Here is an 18,938-nt window from a genome sequence, read left to right on the forward strand (position 1 = left end):
TGACAAATAATCGAACAAGTTCCACCGCCTCTCCGCTGATCCCGTCGACGAAGAGGTCGCCCAGAGCCCATCCGGCTCACATGATCCCCCTTCCCGCAAGATCGGGGATCACACGCACCGTCGCGTGAAAGTGTTCGCGACTGTGCACTACCCGCCTCTCCACTGGAGGGCAGACCACCGCTCTCCTCCGAGGCGGCGGACACACACAGTGAGGAATGCAATACACATGAAGAAGTCACTGCGATTCGGCGCAGCCGCTGTTGCGGCCGTCGCCACGCTCTCGCTCGCTTCGTGCGGGTTCGGCGGCTCCACAGGCGGCGACGGCGGCGATGCCGGCGGCGCAACCACGCTCGACCTCCTCGTCCCCAGCTACTCCGACGCCACCAAGGGCCTCTGGGAGGACGTCATCAAGGGGTTCGAGAAGGAGAACCCCGACATCAAGGTGAAGCTCGAGGTGCAGTCGTGGGACAACCTCGAGAAGGTCGTCTCCACCAAGATCCAGGCGAACGACGCCCCCGACATCTACAACGGCGGCCCCTTCGCCGGCTTCGTCGGCGATGACCTGCTCTACCCGGCCAAGGACGTCGTCTCGGCGGACACGTACTCCGACTTCCAGGACGCCTTCCTGAAGAACGCCGAGGTCGACGGCACCGCCTACGCCCTCCCGCTCATCGCGTCGGCGCGCGCCCTGTTCGTGAACAACGCGCTGCTCACGCAGGCCGGCGTCTCCGAGGCGCCCAAGAACTGGGACGAGCTGCTGGATGCCGCGACCAAGGTCTCCGCCCTCGGCGGCGGCGTCTCCGGCTACGGCATGCCGCTCGGCTCCGAAGAAGCTCAGGCCGAGGCGGCCGTATGGCTGTGGGGCGGCGGCGGCTCGTTCGGCGACGCGAAGGACATCACGATCGACACCCCCGAGAACCTCGTCGGCGCCGAGCAGATCAAGAAGATGATCGACGCGGGTGCGACGCAGGCCGACCCGGGCTCCACGCAGCGTTCGCCGCTGATGGACATCTTCATCCAGGGCAAGATCGGCATGCAGGTCGGCCTCCCGCCGACGGTCGGCCAGATCGAAGAGGGCAACCCCGACCTCGACTACTCGATCGTCCCGATCCCGACCAAGGACGGCTCGCCGTTCACGCTCGGCGTCATGGACCAGCTGATGGCGTTCCAGAACGACGGTGACAAGAAGGAGGCGATCACCAAGTTCTTCGACTACTACTACTCCGCCGACGTCTACGTGCCGTGGGTGCAGGCCGAGGGCTTCCTCCCCGTCACCAAGTCGGGCGCCGAGAAGCTCAACGGCGACGAGAAGCTGAAGCCGTTCCTCGACGTGCTGCCGGACGCGCAGTTCTACCCGTCGACGAACCCCAAGTGGTCGGCCACCGACGGCGCCTTCAAGTCGCTGTTCGGCCAGCTCCAGTCGCAGTCCGCCGCTGACGTCCTGAAGCAGATCCAGGCCCAGGTCGACGCGGGCTGATCCGCCGGAAAGGGAGAGGTTCGGGTACAACCATGAGCCAGACAACAGAGTCCTCGAACCTCGCGGGGGCGGCTGACAGCCGCCCCCGCACCCCGAAGGCCTCCGGCGCCGCACGCGGCAAGCCGGGTATGAAGGATCTCCTCCAGGCGCTGCCCTGGATCGCACCGGCCCTGGTGCTCATCATCGGCGTCGTGCTCTTCCCCGCCGGCGTGATGTTCTACAACTCGACCCGCGACATCTCGCTCTCGGGTCTCGACAAGGGGTCGGTCGGCCTCGAGAACTTCGCCACGGTGTTCGCCTTCGCGGAGTTCTGGCCGATCTTCTTCCGCACCATCGTGTGGGTGGTGACCGTGGTGCTCTTCACGGTGCTCATCTCGCTCGCCCTCGCGCAGATCCTGAACAAGGCCTTCCCCGGCCGGCAGATCGTGCGGATGGCCGTGATCGTCCCATGGGCGGCATCCGTCGTCATGACCACGATGGTGTTCTACTACAGCCTCGAGCCGTACTTCGGCATCTTCAACAAGTTCCTGTACGACATCGGCCTCTCCGACGACCAGGTCGGCTTCGGCTGGACCAAGAACCCCACCACGGCGTTCATCTGGTCGATCGTGATCGCGATCTTCGTCTCGCTCCCCTTCACGACCTACACGATCCTCGCCGGGCTCCAGACGGTGCCCGCCGACACCCTCGAGGCCGCGAAGATGGATGGAGCCGGAGCCACCCGCACCTACTGGACCATCGTCGTCCCCCAGCTGCGCAGCGCCCTCGCGGTCGCCATCCTCATCAACATCATCAACGTGTTCAACTCGCTGCCGATCCTGAAGGTCATGACCGGGTCGATCCCCGGCTACGGCGCCGACACGATCATGACGATGATCTTCAAGTACATCGAGCTGCAGAAGAAGGTCGACGTCGCCAGCGCCCTGTCGGTCGTCGCCTTCCTCATCGTGATCGTGATCGTCGCGATCTACGTCAAGGCCGTCAAGCCCATGAAGGAGGTCTGATCATGACCGTGACCGAGACCGCCCTCGTCACCACCCGCGGCACCGGGGCCCGTGCTCCGCAGATCGGCCGCAAGCGCCGCTACACCGAGGACCAGGTGTCGCTGCCCCGCGTCATCCTGCGCATGGCCGCCGGCCTGCTGGTGCTCCTGATCTTCGTGCTCCCGTACCTGATCATGTTCTTCGGATCGGTGAAGACCAAGCCGCAGATCCGCTCCGTGAATCCCACCTACTTCCCCACGGAGTGGCACTGGGAGAACTTCGTCACGATGTGGTCGACGCCCGAGACGCCGCTGCCGTACAACCTGATCTCGACCATCATCATCGCCGTCTTCGCGACGCTCCTGGTGCTCGTCGTCTCGCTGCCGGCCGCGTACTACACGGCCCGGTTCAAGTTCCCCGGCCGCATGGTGTTCCTGTTCCTGGTGATCGTGACGCAGATGCTGCAGCCCGCGGTGCTGACCTCGGGTCTGTTCCGTCAGTTCACGACACTGGGGCTCGGCGACACGTGGGCCGCGATGATCTTCATCAACGCCGCGTTCAACCTGTCGTTCGCGGTGTGGATCATGCACTCCTTCTTCGCCGGCATCCCCAAGGAGGTCGACGAGGCCGCGCAGATCGACGGCGCCGGGCGCTTCACGGTGCTGTTCAAGATCAACCTGCCGCTCGTGTGGCCGGGCATCGTGACCGCGATCGTGTTCACCTTCGTGGCCTGCTGGAACGAGTTCGCCGCATCGCTCGTCATCCTCTCCACCGACAAGAACCAGCCGCTCTCCGTGGCGCTGACCAAGTTCGTCGGCCAGTACGAGACGAGCTGGCAGTACGTGTTCGGCGTCTCGATCGTCGCGATCCTGCCGGTGGTCATCCTGTTCATGCTCATCGAGAAGCGCCTCGTCGGCGGCCTCACGGCGGGCTCCGTGAAGTAGGCCCCCGTTCGCCAGACGGGCCCCGGATGCTGCGGCGTCCGGGGCCCTTCTGCTGCTGTCCGGACGCAGCTCACGCGGGAGCGGCTCAGTGAGCGGATGCCGCCCGCAGCTGGTCGGGACTCCAGCGCACGCCGAGCGCCGCCGTGAGCGCGAACTGCGCCACACCCGTGGAGATGACGGCTCCCGCGTCGGCGTACCTCACCGGAACGCGCGCGGTGCCCGTCGCCGCGTAGTCGAGGTCGGCGCGCACGAGCTCCAGGAAGGGCTCGCCGAGCGCCCGCACGGGGCCGCCGATCACGACCTCCGCCGCGTCGAGCACCGCGGCGATGAGCTTGATCGTGCGGGCGAGCGCCCTGGCGCCCTCCGCGAACACGTGCTCGTCGACGCCCGCGGCGAGCGCGGTGATCACGCCGTCGTCCATGGCGTCGGTGAAGTCGTCGCCGAGCATCGCGGTCATCGACGACGCCGACTCCAGGCATCCGTAACGCCCGCACCGGCACTGCCGCGCCTCGTCGCCGAACTCGACCTGCACGTGCCCGATCTCACCCGCACGGTCGCGGGGACCGGGGGCGAGCTCCCCGTCGAGGGTCACGGCCGCGCCGATGCCCACGCCGATGTGGATGAAGAGGCGGTAGCCCGATGCCTCATCCTCCATGGCGGCCTCGGCGATGGCTTCGGCATCCACGTCGTTCACGAGCAGGACGGGCACGTCGAGCAGCGACTCCAACCGCTCGGCGAGGGGCACGTCGCTCCAGCCGAGCTGCACGCTCTCGAGCACCGAACGCCCGTCGGTCGTTCCGGGCAGCTGGGCGCCCGCGATGAGAAGTCGGTCGCCGTGATCGGCCGCGATCTGCGCGACCGCGTCGCGGATCAGATCGTCGCGGCTCTCCGCCGTGTACTCGATCCGGCGCGTGTCCACCTCGGAGCCGTCCAGCGCCACGAGGGCGAGGCGGGCATCCGTCGGGCGGATCACCATGACGAGGATGAGGTGATGCGCGGCATCCACGCTCAGGGTGGTGGCCCTCTTGCCGCCGGTGCTCGCGGCCTGCGCCCCCTCGACGACGAGGCGGCTCTCGATGAGCTCGGCGACCAGGGAGGATGCCGTGGCGGCCGTCAGCCCCGTCGCGCGGGCGATGCCGGCCCTGGTCTGCGCCCCTGACCCGCGGAACACGAGCTGCAGCGCACGGCGGAGGTTCGCCCGGCGCACGGACGCCTGCGTGTCGAGAGCATCATCGCTGTTCAGCATGGGCGGATTCCGTTGTCGAAAATGGTTGACAGGGATCGGGTCACTGCGTACCCTCGATCATAGTTTATTCAATAAACTAAGTTGACTGCCCCGGGCGGATGAGTGCTGCACACACCGTCGTCCGCCCGGGGAATCATCTCAGCGGCCTTCGGCGGCTTCGGTGTGATGACGGATGACCTCCGCCACGACGAAGTTGAACCACTTCTCCGCGAACTCCGGGTCCAGATGGGCCTGCTCCGCGAGAGCGCGCAGTCGAGCGACCTGCTGCTCCTCGCGCCCTGGGTCGGATGCCGGCATCGCATGATCCGCCTTGAGGTGCCCGACCTGCTGCGTCGCGCGGAAGCGCTCAGCGAGCATGAAGATGAGCGCCGCATCGATGTTGTCGATGGTCGCGCGCAGTCGGAGAAGTTCGGACTTCGGGTCCACGGCGTCGGTCATGGTCTTACTCTACGGTCCCGCACCCGCCCGCTATCGTGAGCACATGAGCGAAGAAGAATCGGCGCCGTCCGAGAGCGCCACGGGCGCAGCATCCGTCCCCGTCGAGGAGACGGCGGCACCCGCCGCGCAGGCCCCTGCCCCGCTCACCCCGCGGCCGGTGGTGATCGAGCCGATGACGCCGAGCCGCTCGTTCTGGACCCGCATCGACCGCCCGTTCGTCTTCGGCTTCCTGGTGACGCTCGGCGGTCTCGGGGCGATCGTGCTCGGCCTCGCGGTGACGAGCCTGTCGACCGTGCTCATCTACATCGCCCTCGCCCTCTTCGCCGCCCTGGGCCTCGACCCGGCGGTGCGGTTCCTGGAGCGCAGAGGACTCTCCCGCTCGATCGCGGTGCTCGTCGTCATCCTCGGCCTGATCGTCATCGTGGCGCTCATCCTCTGGATGGTGCTCCCCATCGTCATCGAGCAGGTCGCGAGCTTCGTGCGCTCGGTGCCCTCGATGATCCAGGACTTCACGCGCAGCGACATCTACGCCACGCTCGAGAAGCAGTTCGGCGACCAGTTCGAAGACCTCGTCGCCGACATCCAGAAGTTCCTCACCAACCCGGGCAACATCGCCACGATCGGCGGCGGCGCGCTCAAGATCGGCGCCGGCATCGCGACGGGCATCTCCGGGGCGATCGTCGTGCTCGTGCTCACGCTGTACTTCGTCGCCACGCTCCCCGGCATCAAGACCTCCCTGCTGCGCCTCGCCCCCGCCCGTGACCGCGCCAGGGCCGCGGACATCACCGAGCAGATCACCGACTCGGTCGGCGGCTACGTCATGGGGATGGTCGTGCTCGCGTTCTTCAACGCACTGCTCGCGTTCCTGCTCTACCTGTTCCTCGGGCTGCCGTTCCCGCCGCTGATGGCGACGGTCGCGTTCTGCATCACCCTGATCCCGCTCGTCGGCTCGGTGATGTTCTGGATCATCGGCACGGGCCTCGCGCTGTTCACGAACCCGCTCGCCGCGCTGGTCTTCGGCATCGTGTACCTCGTGTACATGCAGGTCGAGGCGTACGTCATCACCCCGCGCGTGATGAACAGGGCGATCTCGATCCCCGGCTCGCTCGTGGTCATCGGCGCTCTCGCCGGCGGCACGCTGCTCGGACTCCTCGGCGCACTCGTGGCGGTGCCGGTCGCGGCATCCATCCTCATCATCATCAACCAGGTCCTGGTGCCCCGGCAGGACGCCCGGGTGTAGTCGCATCCCCGCTCGCGCATCACGCGAAGGGGCGCATCCCGGGTCGATTCGGGATGCTGCGCGTTACTCGAGCGGGGTCAGAGCCCCTGGTCGAGGATGCCGACGAACCGGCTTCCGACGCCCTCGAAGTAGCCGCGATGCAGCCCGGCGGCCGGTTTCGGGAGTTCGTCGGATGAGTGCTGGCGGCAGATCACGGAGGTGAACTCGGGCCACCACTTCTTCGGTCTCGCTGTCTCGGAATAGCCGCACAGATCGCAGGTCAACGTGACCCAGACGGGGCGCGCGCCCTTCTTGCGGTTCGATCGGGACTGCACGAGCCATGCGGGCGGATCCTGCTCGAGCGCCGCGAGCTCGGACTCGCTCACGCCGTCGCCGAAACCGTGACGGTCGGCCATCTCCAGGGAGATGTCGAGCCGCTGGGCGAGATCGCGCTTCGAGATCATGCCGAAGTTTCCGTTGCCATACGCTCCATCCTCTCAGGCCGCTCCCTTCGGTCACACCGCACGTACACGAAAGGGGCCTTCGGACTGTCATCCGAAGGCCCCTTCCACACTCGATCAGACCAGACCCTGCTCCTTCAGCCAGGCCTTCGCGATGTCGGCCGACGACTTCTGGTCGACCGTGCTCTGCACGTTGAGGGCCACGAGCTCATCGGCGGTGAGCTTGGCGCTGATCGCGTTGAGCACCTTCGACACCTTGTCGGAGATGTCGCTCGACACGATCGGCACGACGTTGGAGGCGAGGATCATGTTCTTCGGATCCTCCAGCGCCACGATGTCCTTCGTCTGGAAGGCCGGGTCGGCGGTGTAGATGTCGGCGACCTGGATCTCGCCCGCGAGCAGCGACTCGAGCGTCGTCGGACCGGTGGCCGAGAAGTCGAGGCTCACGCCGTAGATCTCCTTGGCCGCGGCGGGGCCGTAGGGGCGCTGCTCGAACTCGGGCGCGGCGCCGACCGTGACCGGCGTCGTGACCTTCGAGAGGTCGGCGATCGTCTTCAGACCGTGCTCCTCGGCGAAGCTCTTGAGCACGGTGTAGGTGTCCTGATCGGACGCCTCCGCGTAGTCGAGAGCGGTGAGACCCTTGGGCAGCGCCTCCTTCAGAGCCGCGTACACGTCATCAGGGTTGGTGACGTCGGCGCCCTTGTCGAGGTACTCCAGCAGGCTGCCGGTGTACTCGGGGAAGACGTTGATCGCCCCCGACTCGACCTCGGGCATGTACGCGTCGCGCTGACCGATGTTGAGCTTCTTCTCGACCGTGAAGCCTGCATCCTCGAGCGCCTGGGCGTAGATCTCGGCGATGATCTCGTTGGAGTAGTACGCCTGCGAGCCGACGACGATCGTGTCGCCGCTCCCGCCGGAGCTGGACTCGGACGGGGTGTCGAGCGGGTTGCTCGATCCGCACGCCGAGAGGGCGAGTGCGGCGGCGGCGACCAGGCCGACCGCGAAGGCTGTGCGCGTGCGTCGTGCTGTGAACATGACTTCCTCTTCTCTGGGACTTCTGGGGTGTCGAGTGCTGTGGACGGATTCAGGCGGTGGCGGATGCCGCGACCGGCGCGGCGGCACGGCGGCGACCCGGTCGACCGGTGCGCAGGCCGCGCGGAACGGCCGCGTGCTGTGCGGACGCGAGGAGCAGATCGACCAGGAGCGCCAGAACGGCGACGATGATCGCCCCGCCGAGCACCTGGTCGAAGCGGCGCAGCGGGATGCCCTGGATGATCGGCCAGCCGAGGCCGCCGAGATTGACGTACGCCGCGATGGTGACGGTCGCGATGACCTGCAGCAGCGCCGAGCGGATGCCGCCGACCAGGAGGGGAAGGCCGAGCGGAACCTCGACCTTGAAGAAGATCTGCCACTCCGTCATGCCCATCGCCCGTGCCGCGTCGATCACGCGACGGTCGATCGCCTCGAGCCCGGTGTACGCACCGGCGAGGAGCGAGGGGATCGCCAGCAGCACGAAGGTGATGACGGCCGCCTCCGGCACGTGGAGCACGCCGAGGAGCAGGACGAGCAGCACCATGAGGCCGAAGGCCGGGATGGCGCGCGCTGCCCCCGAGACGGCGACCGCGATCTCGCGGCCCTTTCCGGTGTGGCCGATGAGCCAACCCGCGGGCAGCGCGATCGCGGCGGCGATCAGCACGGAGACGAGCGTGAGGGCGAGGTGCTGGCCGAGGAGCACGGGCAGCGCGTACCGCCCCTGCCACTGCTCGGGGGCGAACATCCAGGCGATGGCCTCGGCGAAGAGGTTCATGCGGCGGCCCTCGTGGTGACGGCGCGGGCGGTCGTCGCCCGCGAAGAGGCGGAGCTCGCGCGGGTCCACGGCATGAGAGCCCTGCCGATGAGCAGCAGGATCAGGTCGATCACCAGGGCGATCACCACGACCGCGATGACGCCGGCGAACACCTCGGCGATGATGCGCCGTTCGAGACCGTTCGTGAAGAGATAGCCGAGGTTCGTCACGCCGATCAGGATGCCGACGGTCGCGAGCGAGATCGTGCTGACCGCGGTGACCCGGAGCCCCGCGAGGATCACCGGCCCCGCGAGCGGGAACTCCACGGCCCAGAACCTGCGGAACGGACCGTATCCGATGGCCGTGGCCGCCTGTCGCACGTCGTCGTCGACGGAGTCGAGGCCGTCGGACACCGCACGGACGAGGATCGCGACCGCGTAGATCGTGAGCGCGATCACGAGGTTGGTCGGGCTGGTGGCGAGGTACCCGAACGCCGCGGGCATGAGGATCAGCAGTGCGAGAGAGGGGATCGTGTAGAGCAGGCCCGTGAGCACGATGATCGGCCCGCGCACCAGCCGATACCGCCACGCCACCCATCCCAGCGGGAGCGACAGCGCGAAGCCGAGCAGGATCGGGATGATGCTCTGGCGCAGGTGATCGACCGTGAGCTCGAGGATCAGGCCGAGGTTGTCGACGATCCAGTTCACGGGGCCCCCGCCCCCTCGGCGGGCTCGGGCGCGGGGAGGCCCGCGGCATCCGATCCGACGATCGCACCCTGCGTTCGCCCCTCGGAGTCGACGACGACCGTGCCGCGCGGAGTCTGCTTGAGGTGCAGCGCACGATGCCCGCGGTCGGCGCCGATGAAGGCGGAGACGAAGTCGTCTGCGGGGTTCTCGATGATCTCGCTCGGGCTGCCCACCTGCACGATGCGCGCGCCCTTGTCGAGGATGACGACCTGATCGCCGAGCAGGAACGCCTCGTCGATGTCGTGAGTGACGAAGACGACCGTCTTGTCGAGCTCGCGCTGCAGCCGGATCGTCTCCTGCTGGAGGTCGGCGCGGACGATCGGGTCGACGGCGCCGAAGGGCTCGTCCATCAGGAGGATGTTCGGGTCGGCCGCGAGCCCGCGGGCGACGCCGACGCGCTGCTGCTGGCCGCCGGAGAGCTGGCTCGGGTACCGGTCGGCGAGAGCGCGGTCGAGCCCGACCGTGTCGAGCAGCTCCCTCGCGCGCTCGTGTGCAGCCTTGCGGGCGACGCCGTTGAGCCGCAGCACCGTCGCCACGTTGTCGATCACGCTGAAGTGCGGCATGAGGCCCGAGTTCTGCATCACGTAGCCGATGCTCCGCCGCAGGGCCACGGGGTCGCCGCCGAGCACGCTGACGCCGTCGATCTCGACCTCGCCCGACGTGGGCTCGACCATGCGGTTGATCATGCGCAGCAGCGTCGTCTTGCCGCATCCGGACGATCCGACGAACACCGTGGTCTTGCGCGACGGCAGCACGAGGCTGAAGTCGTTCACGGCGAGAGTGCCGTCGGGGAATCTCTTGGTGACGTTGCGGAACTCGATCACGACGTTCTCCAGTCGGGGGTGCGCGCGACGTGCGCGATCAGGGTGCGACCTCGACGCCCGGCGCGAAGGCGACGTAGCCGGAGAAGTCCTTGCCGACTCGGTCGAAGGCGGTCGGATACGGATGCGGGTAGGACCATGCGAGGTCGGCGTGCAGCTCGCCGCCGGCCTGCACCGAGTAGTACTGGCACACGCCCTTCCACGGGCAGGTGTACGGGGTGGGGCTCTCCACGAGCGCCCCCTCGACGACGGATGCCGGCGGGAAGTACCAGTTGCCCTCGATGCGGATGAGATCGCTCTCGTCGGCCTCGGCGATGACGGTTCCTGCGAGTACAGCCTTCATGGTCCTGCCTCCTCGGATGTGGTTTCGAGCGTATAAGAGGTCACGGACATCAGGGCCGGGATCGCCCGGAGTCCGTCAATGTGCGACACATTCCCGCACCTGTTCGGAGCCGCGGCTCGATCGGATTGCCTGCGCGGAACCCGGATGCCGGTCGCATCCGCGCGGTTTCCGCCGACGAAACGCACCGCCGGCCGACATTCCGCAGCCGATGCGCGCACCCCGCTCACGCCGACTCCCCGTTCACGCCGTCACCTCGTTCACGCCGACTCCCTGCCGTAGCCCTCCAGCAGCCGCAGCCAGACTTCGCTGATCGTCGGATAGGCCGGCACCGCGTGCCACAGCCGCGCGATCGGCACCTCGCCGACCACCGCGAGCGTGGCGGTCTGTACGAGCTCCGCCACCTCGGGCCCGACGAACGTCGCGCCGACCACGACATCCCGCTCCGTATCGATCACGAGCCGGGCCTGCCCCGCGAAGCCGTCTTCGTACAGGCCGGCACCGGCGACCCAGCCGAGGTCGTAGTCCACGACGCGGATCGGGAGACCGGCATCCTGCGCCGCCTTCTCCGTCAGTCCGACCGAGGCGACCTCGGGGATCGAGAACGTCACCTGCGGCGCGGCCGCGTGGTCCGCCGTGGCGACATGGCGACCCCAGGGGGCGTCGTCGACCTCGCCGCCGAGCGCGCGCGCCGCGATCACGTCTCCGGCGGCGCGCGCCTGGTACTTGCCCTGGTGCGTGAGCAGCACGCGCCCGTTCACGTCGCCGACCGCGTACAGCCAGTCGACCCCCGGCACGCGCAGGGTGTCGTCGACAGCGATCCACTTCCCCGGTTCGAGCCCGACCGTCTCCAGTCCGATGTCGTCGCTGCGCGGGGACCGCCCCGTCGCCACCAGGACCTCGGATACCGTCACGGTCGAGCCGTCGGACAGCTCGACCCGCACCCCCTCCTCGTCGCGCCGCACCGACGACGTGCCCGTCGACAGGCGCACGTCGACGCCGAGCTCCTTCAGGCCGGCGGCGACCCGCTCTCCGGCGAAGGGCTCCATCCCGCCCAGCAGCCCGCCGCGGGCGATGAGGGTGACCGTCGAGCCGAGGGCCGCGTAGGCGGTCGCCATCTCCACCGCGACGACCCCGCCGCCGATGACCGCGAGCGACTCCGGCAGCTCCTTCGCGCTGGTGGCCTCGCGGCTCGTCCACGGCGCCGACTCGGCGAGTCCGTCGATGGGAGGGACGACGGCATCCGATCCGGTGCTGATCGCGACGGCGTGCCGGGCGTGGAGCACGCGCTCGGTTCCATCGGCATCCGTCACCGTCACCTCGCGCTCACCCGTCAGGCGGCCGTGACCGCGCGCCAGGTCGATGTGCGCCGACTCGAGCCAGCGCACCTGGCCGTCGTCAGACCAGTTGCTGGTGAAGGAGTCGCGGCGGGCGAACACGGCGGCGACGTCGAGCTCTCCGGTGACGGCCTCGGCGGCGCCTCCGACGTGCCGGGCGGCCCGCAGCGCCTGCGCCGAGCGCAGCAGCGCCTTCGAGGGCATGCACGCCCAGTAGGAGCACTCGCCTCCCACGAGCTCGCTCTCCACGATGATCGCGGTGAGACCGCCCTGCACGGCGCGGTCGGCGACGTTCTCGCCGACCGGACCTCCGCCCAGGACGATCAGGTCGTACTCGTCGGTCTTCTCAGCAGTCATGCGTCGCACCTCTCCGTCGCCCAGTCTTGCTCAAGAGCAACGCGGAGTCACGGGGGTCTTGTTCCGCCCGCCCGCCAGAACTCCGGAGATCCGTCAGGTTCGGTGGTCCGTACGTGCGCCCCGCCCCTGAACCGCGGTGCTTCTCCGGAGTTCTGGCGGATGCCGCCGCGAACAGAGCCCGAACGAACAGGTGACCGCCGCGAAAAGGCGTCCACGGCGAACACGCATCTGGGCGGCCGAGGCGACCGCGGTAAACAGGGCCCCGCGCCGATCAGCCCGCCGACACCTCCCGCGGCGCGAGCCGGGGAGCCAGCACCGCCGCAGCGAGGCCGATCACCGCGGCCAGCGCGAACACCGCGGTGAACGGGTCGGCGACCGCCGCCGCTCCGGCGAACAGCACCCCCGTGAGCGCGAGCGCGAGCGCGCTGCCGAACGAGTCGGAGACGGTCATGGCCGCGCTGTTGAACCCCTGGTCCTCGGTCGAGGACATCCCGAGGGTCAGCGCGCTGCTCCGCGGACTCATGAGACCCATGCCGGCGCCCGCCACGATCCAGGCGACGACGATCACGATCGCCTCCGCCCTGAGCGCCGTCGCGACGAGCGACACCCCCACCCCGGCGAAGACCAGGGCGGTGCCGATCCGCACCGCCACGACGCTGTCCAGGCGCGCGCCCATGCGTCCCTGGACCGTCGCCGCGATCGACCACGCGAGGGCGCCGCCGGTCAGGGAGAGGCCGGCGATCGTCGGCGAGAGCCCGTAGCGATCCATGAGCAGGTAGGGGATGTAGATCTGCGCGCCGAAGTACGCCGCCGCGGTGAGTCCTCGCACCAGGATCACCGACGGGAGTCCTCGGCGAGCCCGCAGCGCCCCTGCCGGCAGCAGCGGGCGGACGGCGATCAGCGCCACGACGACGGCCGCCGCGGCGAGCGCCGGTCCCGCGCCGGGGACGTCTCCGAGCAGGTTGAGGCCGAGCACGGCGAGAGCGGCCAGCAGCGACCATCCGAGCCGACCGAACGCCCAGGGAGTCGCCGCGTCGCCGCTCCGGGCGAGACCGCGGAGCGCCGGCACGACCATGAGGAGAGCGACGAGCACCAGCACCACGACGCCGAGGAACACCCAGTGCCAGCTCCACAGCTCGGTGACCGCGCCCGCGACGGACGGCCCGATCAGCGAGGGGATGACCCAGGCGGCGGCGAAGCCGGCGAAGATCGCGGGATGCAGGTCACGGGGGTAGACCTTCGCGACGACGACGTACAGCGCCACCATGAGTCCGCCGCTGCCGAGGCCCTGCGCGAAGCGGCCGACCACCAGGACCGCCATGCTGGGGGCGAGCCCGGCGACGAGGAGTCCGGCGACGAAGACCGCCACCGAGGTGTACAGGGGCTCGACCGGTCCTCGGCGATCCGCCCAGTTGCCCGCGACGACCATTCCGATCACGCCCGTGGCGAGGGGGCCGGCGAAGGCGAGGGCGTAGAGCCGCTCGCCGTCGAGCTCGGCGCTCACGGTGGGCATCACCGTCGTGACGGCCAGGGACTCGAACGCCCCGAGGAAGACGAGCGCGCACGCGCCGATGGTGATCCAGAGGTACGCGCCGCTCATGATGCCGGGGGCGACGGCCTTGGCGGTCGACACCCCTCCCGTGTCGAAGGTCATGGGTTCGACGCTAGAACCTCAACAATGGTTGAGGTCAAGCACGGGATGCTCGGCACGTCGGCACGCCCGCGCAACCGATACATTGGAGTCTTTGCCGATGAGGAGTTTCCCGATGGATTGCGTACTGGCGGAGACGGGCACCGAGCCCAGTCTCCTTCTTCTGATCGTGGGCGTCGTGGCCGCCGTGACCGGAGCCGTCCTGCTTCTCCGAGGGAGGGGCCCGCGTCTCGTTCGGAGCACCTTCGCCCTCGGCGCGATCCTGCTGGGAGCAGCGGCCTTCACGGGGCTCGCCGCCGAGCCCGCGTCCGCGGCCGCGGACTGCCCTCCCGCACAGTCGCAGGCGCAGACGCCGGCACCGGCGGAGACGCCGTCACCCTCGCCGTCGCCGTCCGAGACGCCGATCACGCCCCTCGTGATCGACGGCGAGGTCACCGCCGCGGTCGTCCAGACGTTCGACCAGGCCAGCGGAGTGTCGACGCTCGACTACACGGGATCCTTCGGACCGAGCGCCGCATCCACCGCCGCCATCCCCGCGGGGTCGACCGTGGAGTTCACGATCGTCAACCATGAGATCAACGGGGACCTCGGTACGGGCAGCGGGGCGATCGACCCTCGCCTCACCTGCACCCCTTCGTCTCTCCCCACGTCGCTGAACGCGGGAGGGGTCTTCGAGGAGACCATCGTCGTGTCCTGCCAGACCACCGCGGCCCTGAACCCCGGGGACGCCCCCGCGGGCATCTCCCTGAGGGTGAGCCCCAGCCACAGCGGCTCGATCACGTCCGCCGTGATGACCCTGCCCGGCGACGCCGACGCCACGAACAACACCCGCAGCCAGACGGTCGTCGGCCCCTGATCCGCCCGTCCCGGTGAGCGCAGAGCGCGGGGTCGCGGCGATCGCCTCGGCCCCGCGCTGACCTGCCGAGGACGCTGCCGGAGCACGCTCCACAGCCGCACGCACGTCACCCCTGACGACGCGGTGCTCACTCCGCACGCGGCATCAGCGCACAGGGCGACACCCCTCGACGAGACAGCGCTCACCGCGCGCGACCTCAGCGCACGGGCAGGAAGTGCGTCGGCGTGGGTACCGGAGCCCGATGGCGGATGCCGAGGGGCGCGCCCGTGCGCTCGTCGAGGTCGATCAGGCTGATCGTGTCGGAGCGCTGACCGGCGACGAGCAGCTTGCCCTGGTGCACGAGGTGGTGCCTCGGCCAGTCGACCCCGGAGTCGGCGAGCGCGATCGGCTCGAGGGCCTCACCGGCGCCGCGCACGCGCAGCGCCGCGATCGTGTTGCTGCCGCGCAGCGCCGTGTAGAGGAACTGCCCGTCGCGCGTGCGGGCGAGCTCCGCGGGGAAGTCGACGCCGATCTCGGCGATCGGGCTCGACAGCACGGACGACACGACCGCCCAGGTGCCGTCAGGGCCTGCCGCGAGCGTGAAGACCTCGCAGGAGTACTCGGTGACCACGTGCAGATGCCCGCTGGGGTGCACGACCATGTGCCGCGGCCCCGTGCCCTTCGGCAGAACGACCTCGTGATCGAGCGCGAGGCCGCCGGCGGTCTGCCGCCAGATGCGCACGAGGTCGAAGCCGAGGTCGGTGGTCGCGATGCGGCCGTCGGGCAGGAAGGCGGCGGCGTGCGCGTGCGACTCACGGCCCTCGGCGCCGTAGGGGTCGGATGCCGCGGCCGCGGTTCCGGCCGGGGCTCCGGTTTCCGCCGCGGGTTCGCCCAGGAGCGCCGCGCGCAGTTCTGCGGCCTTGTTCGCGGCATCCGGGATCAGTCGTCCGGCGGCGTCGAGGCCGATGCGCACGACCCTGCCGTCTCCGTAGCAGCTGGCGATGAGCGAGGAGCCGTTCGGGGCGACGGCGACGTGGCACACGTACTGTCCGGCCTCGACGGGCTCGCCGAGCGGGGTGAGCGCGGACTCCCCGCTGCGGGCGAACGCCTGCACGGCGGCATCCCCCTCCAGCGCCGCGTAGACGACGTCGAGCGTGGGGTGCTGCGCCAGCCACGACGGCGACGGGGTCGACGTGACGGCGCCGCGGTAGCTCAGCGACGTCTCCGCGCCCTCATCCCCCGCGAGCAGGCCGATGCCGTCTGCGATGCCCTCCATCGCGGGGCCGTATCCGCCGAGCCAGAACCGCGTCATCCGTGTCTCCCTCTGTCACCGTCGATCCGGAAACCGCTTGCCGGATCGGGGACCAGCGTACGCCGGTCCCCGATCGCGCGCGCTCAGTCGAGCAGATCGTGACGGACGATGACCTGATCGCGCTCGGGGCCGACGCCGATCACCGAGATGCGCGTGTTGCTCATCGCCTCGAGTGCGAGCACGTAGTCCTGCGCGTTCTGCGGCAGATCCTCGAAGGTGCGCGCGACCGAGATGTCCTCGCTCCAGCCTGGGAAGTACTCGAGGATCGGGGTGGCGTGGTGGAAGTCGGTCTGGTTGACCGGGACCTCGTCGAACCGCACGCCGTCGACGTCGTAGGCGACGCACACGGGGATCTGCTCGAGTCCGGTGAGGATGTCGAGCTTGGTCAGCACGAGGTCGGTGATGCCGTTGATGCGGGTCGCGTAGCGCGTGATGGGGGCGTCGTACCAGCCGACGCGACGCGGGCGGCCCGTGGTGGTGCCGAACTCGAAGCCCTGCTTGCGCAGCCACTCGCCCTGCTCGTCGAACAGCTCGGTCGGGAAGGGACCGGAGCCGACTCGCGTCGTGTACGCCTTGACGATGCCGACGATGCGGTCGAGGGCTCCGGGGCCGACGCCGGATCCGGTGGACGCCCCGCCCGCCGTCGCCGACGAGGAGGTCACGAACGGGTAGGTGCCGTGGTCGATGTCGAGCATCGTCGCCTGGCCGCCCTCGAACACGACGACCTCGCCGCGCTCAAGGGCCTGCGCGATGAGGTAGCCGGTGTCGGCGACCATCGGACGAAGGCGCTCGGCGTAGGACAGCAGGTCCTCCACGATCTCGTCGGCGGTGATCGCACGGCGGTTGAAGATCTTCACCAGCAGGTGGTTCTTCTGGTCGAGGGCGCCCTCGACCTTCTGACGCAGGATGTTCTCGTCGAAGATGTCCTGCACGCGGATGCCGACGCGGTTGATCTTGTCGGCGTAGGCCGGGCCGATGCCGCGGCCGGTAGTGCCGATCATGCGCTTGCCGAGGAAGCGTTCGGTGACCTTGTCGAGCGTGCGGTGGTACTGCGTGATGATGTGCGCGTTCGCGCTGACGCGCAGGCGCGACACGTCGATGCCGCGGGCCGCGAGGGCCTCCAGCTCGAAGAACAGCACCTCGAGGTCGATCACGACGCCGTTGCCGATCACGGGGTTCACCCCGGGCGACAGGATGCCGGACGGCAGCAGGTGCAGGGCGTACTTCTCGTCGCCGACGACCACGGTGTGCCCGGCGTTGTTGCCGCCGTTGAACTTGACGACCCAGTCGGTGCGCTCGCCGAGCAGGTCTGTGGCCTTGCCCTTGCCCTCATCGCCCCACTGGACGCCGACGATAACGATTCCTGGCATGGGAGACCCCCTTGCTTTCGCCGGGTTTGCACCGGCTGATGAGCTGGCCCTCTTCGGGCGACTCCATCCTATCGAAGGCTGGTTTCGGTCTTTCCGGGAGGGGCAGCCGCATCAGGAGAAGCGCGAGAGGAACCCTTCCGCCGCGACGATTGCCTCGGCATGCTGACCGCTCTCTTCGACCGCGTACAGGATGTGCTCGAACTCGGCGTCGAGGGCGGCAGCCGCCCCGCGGATGCCCGATCCATCGTTCTCGAACAGTCCAGTCCTCGCCGCGATGAACGCCTGGTAATGGGCCAGAGGAAGGGAACCTGCGCGGAAAGCCCTATTCTGACCACCGATCTCGGCGAGCAGCGAGGAGTTGTGAGGAGACAGCGTCCGTCCGCCGTTACCCGCGGACCCATCTCTAGTCCTGTCCACCGGCATCATCGCCCTCCTTCATCAGTCCCTCTGCAGACTCGCGCCCTGTGACAGAGTACGACGACGGCTCCGCGGCCGGCCCTCGACGAGAGCTGATCGGCAAGGCGGGAATCGGTCGAGGGTTGACGCTCGGGCGGATCCGCCCCACGGTGGCTGGAAAAGTGCGGACCGTGGCGCTCCGGCGGCTCGCCCGGTGTCGGAGGCCCCTGTCAGAATCGAGGGATGTCAGCAGCATCCGGCAGCCCCGGGATTCGTGCGAGCGCCGGAACACCCGCACAGGGACCGCTCGTGCTCGTCGCGGCCCTGGTGACGGTGGTGCTGTGGGCCTCGGCGTTCATCGGCATCCGCGGGGCCGGTCCGCACTTCGACCCCGGAGCGCTCGCGCTGCTGCGCATGGCGGTCGGCGCCGTCGCCCTCGGGCTCATCGCGCTGCGCCGCGGCATCCGCCCTCCGTCTCGGCGGCAGATCCCTCTCGTGGTGCTGTGGGGCGTCGGGTGGTTCTGCGTCTACAACCTCGCGCTCAACGCCGCCGAGCGCACGCTCGACGCGGGCACGGCCGCGATGGTCGTGAACCTCGCCCCGCTCATGGTGGTCGTGTTCAGCGGGCTGTTCCTGCGCGAGGGCTTTCCGCGGCCCCTCGTCATCGGCGCGCCGATCGCCTTCCTCGGCGTGGTCCTGATCGGCATGAACACGTCGTCCGGAGACGGCTTCGACCTCACCGGCCTGCTGCTCGCCCTGCTCGCCGCCGTCATGTACGCAGGGTGCACGCTGCTGCAGAAGCACCTGCTCAGCGCCGGAGCCGACGCGACCACGCTGACGTGGTTCGGCGCCGTCGCGGGCACCGTGGCGCTCCTCCCCTGGACGGGCAGCCTCATCGGCGCCCTGCAGACCGCGCCGCTCGACGCGACGCTGTGGGTCGTCTACCTCGGCATCTTCCCCACCGCGATCGCGTTCACGACCTGGGCCTACGTGCTGCAGCGGAGCACGGCGGGCCAGACGTCCGCCACCACCTACGTCGTCCCGGCGATCGCGATCCTGATGTCGTGGATGATCCTCGGCGAAGTGCCGACCCCGCTGATGTTCCTCGGTGGGGCGCTCTGCCTGCTCGGCGTGCTCGTGACGCGGATGACCTGGGGGCGGCGGGCGACCACAGCGCCCTGATCAGGATCGGCCGCTCATGGCCGCGGCGCCGGCGGAG

At 69.2% G+C, this 18,938-nt stretch carries 19 protein-coding genes; 6 read left to right on the forward strand and 13 right to left on the reverse strand.

Translation table 11 applies throughout. The annotated features are described in order from the left end of the window. Nucleotides 1-226: 226 nt before the first annotated feature. From LC438_RS17845 to LC438_RS17855, 3 genes are read left to right on the forward strand one after another with little or no spacing between them, the layout of a single operon-like run. On the forward strand, nt 227-1,477 hold the full coding sequence (locus tag LC438_RS17845; RefSeq protein ID WP_105675784.1) for an extracellular solute-binding protein: 1,251 nt from the start codon (nt 227-229) through the stop codon (nt 1,475-1,477). Between the two features lie 32 nt (nt 1,478-1,509). Next, nucleotides 1,510-2,481 (forward strand): carbohydrate ABC transporter permease, encoded by a 972-nt coding sequence (locus LC438_RS17850; protein WP_105675786.1) that lies wholly within the window; start codon nt 1,510-1,512, stop codon nt 2,479-2,481. 2 nt (nt 2,482-2,483) lie between these two features. Further along, entirely contained in the window at nt 2,484-3,404 is a 921-nt protein-coding gene (locus LC438_RS17855; protein ID WP_181155931.1) for a carbohydrate ABC transporter permease, read from the forward strand. Nucleotides 3,405-3,489: 85 nt separating this feature from the next. On the opposite strand, the gene LC438_RS17860 is transcribed toward LC438_RS17855, so the two are convergent. Then, complete coding sequence (locus tag LC438_RS17860) at nt 3,490-4,650, reverse strand: ROK family protein (protein WP_223587392.1); 1,161 nt, start codon at nt 4,648-4,650, stop codon at nt 3,490-3,492. 138 nt (nt 4,651-4,788) lie between these two features. After that, nucleotides 4,789-5,088: a chorismate mutase gene (locus tag LC438_RS17865; RefSeq protein ID WP_105675790.1), complete on the reverse strand. Its 300-nt coding sequence runs from the start codon at nt 5,086-5,088 to the stop codon at nt 4,789-4,791. Nucleotides 5,089-5,131: 43 nt separating this feature from the next. On the opposite strand from LC438_RS17865, the gene LC438_RS17870 reads away from it, so the two are divergent. Continuing rightward, on the forward strand, nt 5,132-6,328 hold the full coding sequence (locus LC438_RS17870; RefSeq protein WP_105675792.1) for an AI-2E family transporter: 1,197 nt from the start codon (nt 5,132-5,134) through the stop codon (nt 6,326-6,328). 77 nt (nt 6,329-6,405) lie between these two features. Here the strand turns inward: LC438_RS17870 and LC438_RS17875 are convergent, their stop codons facing one another. The 8 genes from LC438_RS17875 to LC438_RS17910 all read right to left on the reverse strand — a co-directional run bounded on the left by LC438_RS17875 (nt 6,406) and on the right by LC438_RS17910 (nt 13,809). Beyond that, nucleotides 6,406-6,771: a hypothetical protein gene (locus tag LC438_RS17875; RefSeq protein ID WP_223587393.1), complete on the reverse strand. Its 366-nt coding sequence runs from the start codon at nt 6,769-6,771 to the stop codon at nt 6,406-6,408. A gap of 114 nt (nt 6,772-6,885) precedes the next feature. Continuing rightward, nucleotides 6,886-7,803, reverse strand: a complete 918-nt coding sequence (locus LC438_RS17880) for an ABC transporter substrate-binding protein (RefSeq protein ID WP_105675796.1) — start codon at nt 7,801-7,803, stop codon at nt 6,886-6,888. A gap of 49 nt (nt 7,804-7,852) precedes the next feature. After that, nucleotides 7,853-8,575 (reverse strand): ABC transporter permease, encoded by a 723-nt coding sequence (locus LC438_RS17885; protein WP_223587394.1) that lies wholly within the window; start codon nt 8,573-8,575, stop codon nt 7,853-7,855. Further along, entirely contained in the window at nt 8,572-9,261 is a 690-nt protein-coding gene (locus LC438_RS17890; protein WP_105675798.1) for an ABC transporter permease, read from the reverse strand. Before LC438_RS17890 ends, LC438_RS17885 begins: the two co-directional genes overlap by 4 nt. Beyond that, nucleotides 9,258-10,124, reverse strand: coding sequence for an ABC transporter ATP-binding protein (locus LC438_RS17895; RefSeq protein WP_105675800.1), 867 nt, complete (start codon nt 10,122-10,124; stop codon nt 9,258-9,260). The genes LC438_RS17890 and LC438_RS17895 overlap by 4 nt, the downstream gene beginning before the upstream one ends. 37 nt (nt 10,125-10,161) lie before the next feature. Next, a complete protein-coding gene (locus LC438_RS17900; protein ID WP_105675802.1) occupies nt 10,162-10,464 on the reverse strand; it encodes a DUF427 domain-containing protein in 303 nt (100 codons plus the stop codon). A 257-nt stretch (nt 10,465-10,721) separates the two neighbouring features. Further along, nucleotides 10,722-12,155, reverse strand: a complete 1,434-nt coding sequence (locus LC438_RS17905) for an NAD(P)/FAD-dependent oxidoreductase (protein ID WP_223587395.1) — start codon at nt 12,153-12,155, stop codon at nt 10,722-10,724. A gap of 271 nt (nt 12,156-12,426) precedes the next feature. Then, nucleotides 12,427-13,809 carry an MFS transporter gene (locus tag LC438_RS17910; protein WP_223587396.1) on the reverse strand — a complete coding sequence of 461 codons (1,383 nt, stop codon included), beginning with the start codon at nt 13,807-13,809 and terminating at the stop codon, nt 12,427-12,429. A gap of 112 nt (nt 13,810-13,921) precedes the next feature. On the opposite strand from LC438_RS17910, the gene LC438_RS17915 reads away from it, so the two are divergent. After that, entirely contained in the window at nt 13,922-14,662 is a 741-nt protein-coding gene (locus LC438_RS17915; protein ID WP_223587397.1) for a hypothetical protein, read from the forward strand. A gap of 196 nt (nt 14,663-14,858) precedes the next feature. Here the strand turns inward: LC438_RS17915 and LC438_RS17920 are convergent, their stop codons facing one another. The 3 genes from LC438_RS17920 to LC438_RS17930 all read right to left on the reverse strand — a co-directional run bounded on the left by LC438_RS17920 (nt 14,859) and on the right by LC438_RS17930 (nt 17,749). Beyond that, nucleotides 14,859-15,953 (reverse strand): beta-propeller fold lactonase family protein, encoded by a 1,095-nt coding sequence (locus LC438_RS17920; RefSeq protein WP_223587398.1) that lies wholly within the window; start codon nt 15,951-15,953, stop codon nt 14,859-14,861. Nucleotides 15,954-16,036: 83 nt separating this feature from the next. Continuing rightward, nucleotides 16,037-17,323, reverse strand: a complete 1,287-nt coding sequence (locus LC438_RS17925; RefSeq protein ID WP_105675810.1) for an adenylosuccinate synthase — start codon at nt 17,321-17,323, stop codon at nt 16,037-16,039. A 111-nt stretch (nt 17,324-17,434) separates the two neighbouring features. Next, on the reverse strand, nt 17,435-17,749 hold the full coding sequence (locus tag LC438_RS17930; protein WP_105675812.1) for a hypothetical protein: 315 nt from the start codon (nt 17,747-17,749) through the stop codon (nt 17,435-17,437). 213 nt (nt 17,750-17,962) lie between these two features. Between LC438_RS17930 and LC438_RS17935 the strand changes: the two genes are divergently transcribed. Beyond that, nucleotides 17,963-18,901, forward strand: coding sequence for a DMT family transporter (locus tag LC438_RS17935; RefSeq protein ID WP_223587399.1), 939 nt, complete (start codon nt 17,963-17,965; stop codon nt 18,899-18,901). Nucleotides 18,902-18,938 lie beyond the last annotated feature (37 nt).

The sequence above is a fragment of the Microbacterium sp. OVT16B genome (assembly GCF_019969705.1).
GTDB classification, from domain to species: Bacteria; Actinomycetota; Actinomycetes; order Actinomycetales; family Microbacteriaceae; genus Microbacterium; species Microbacterium natoriense.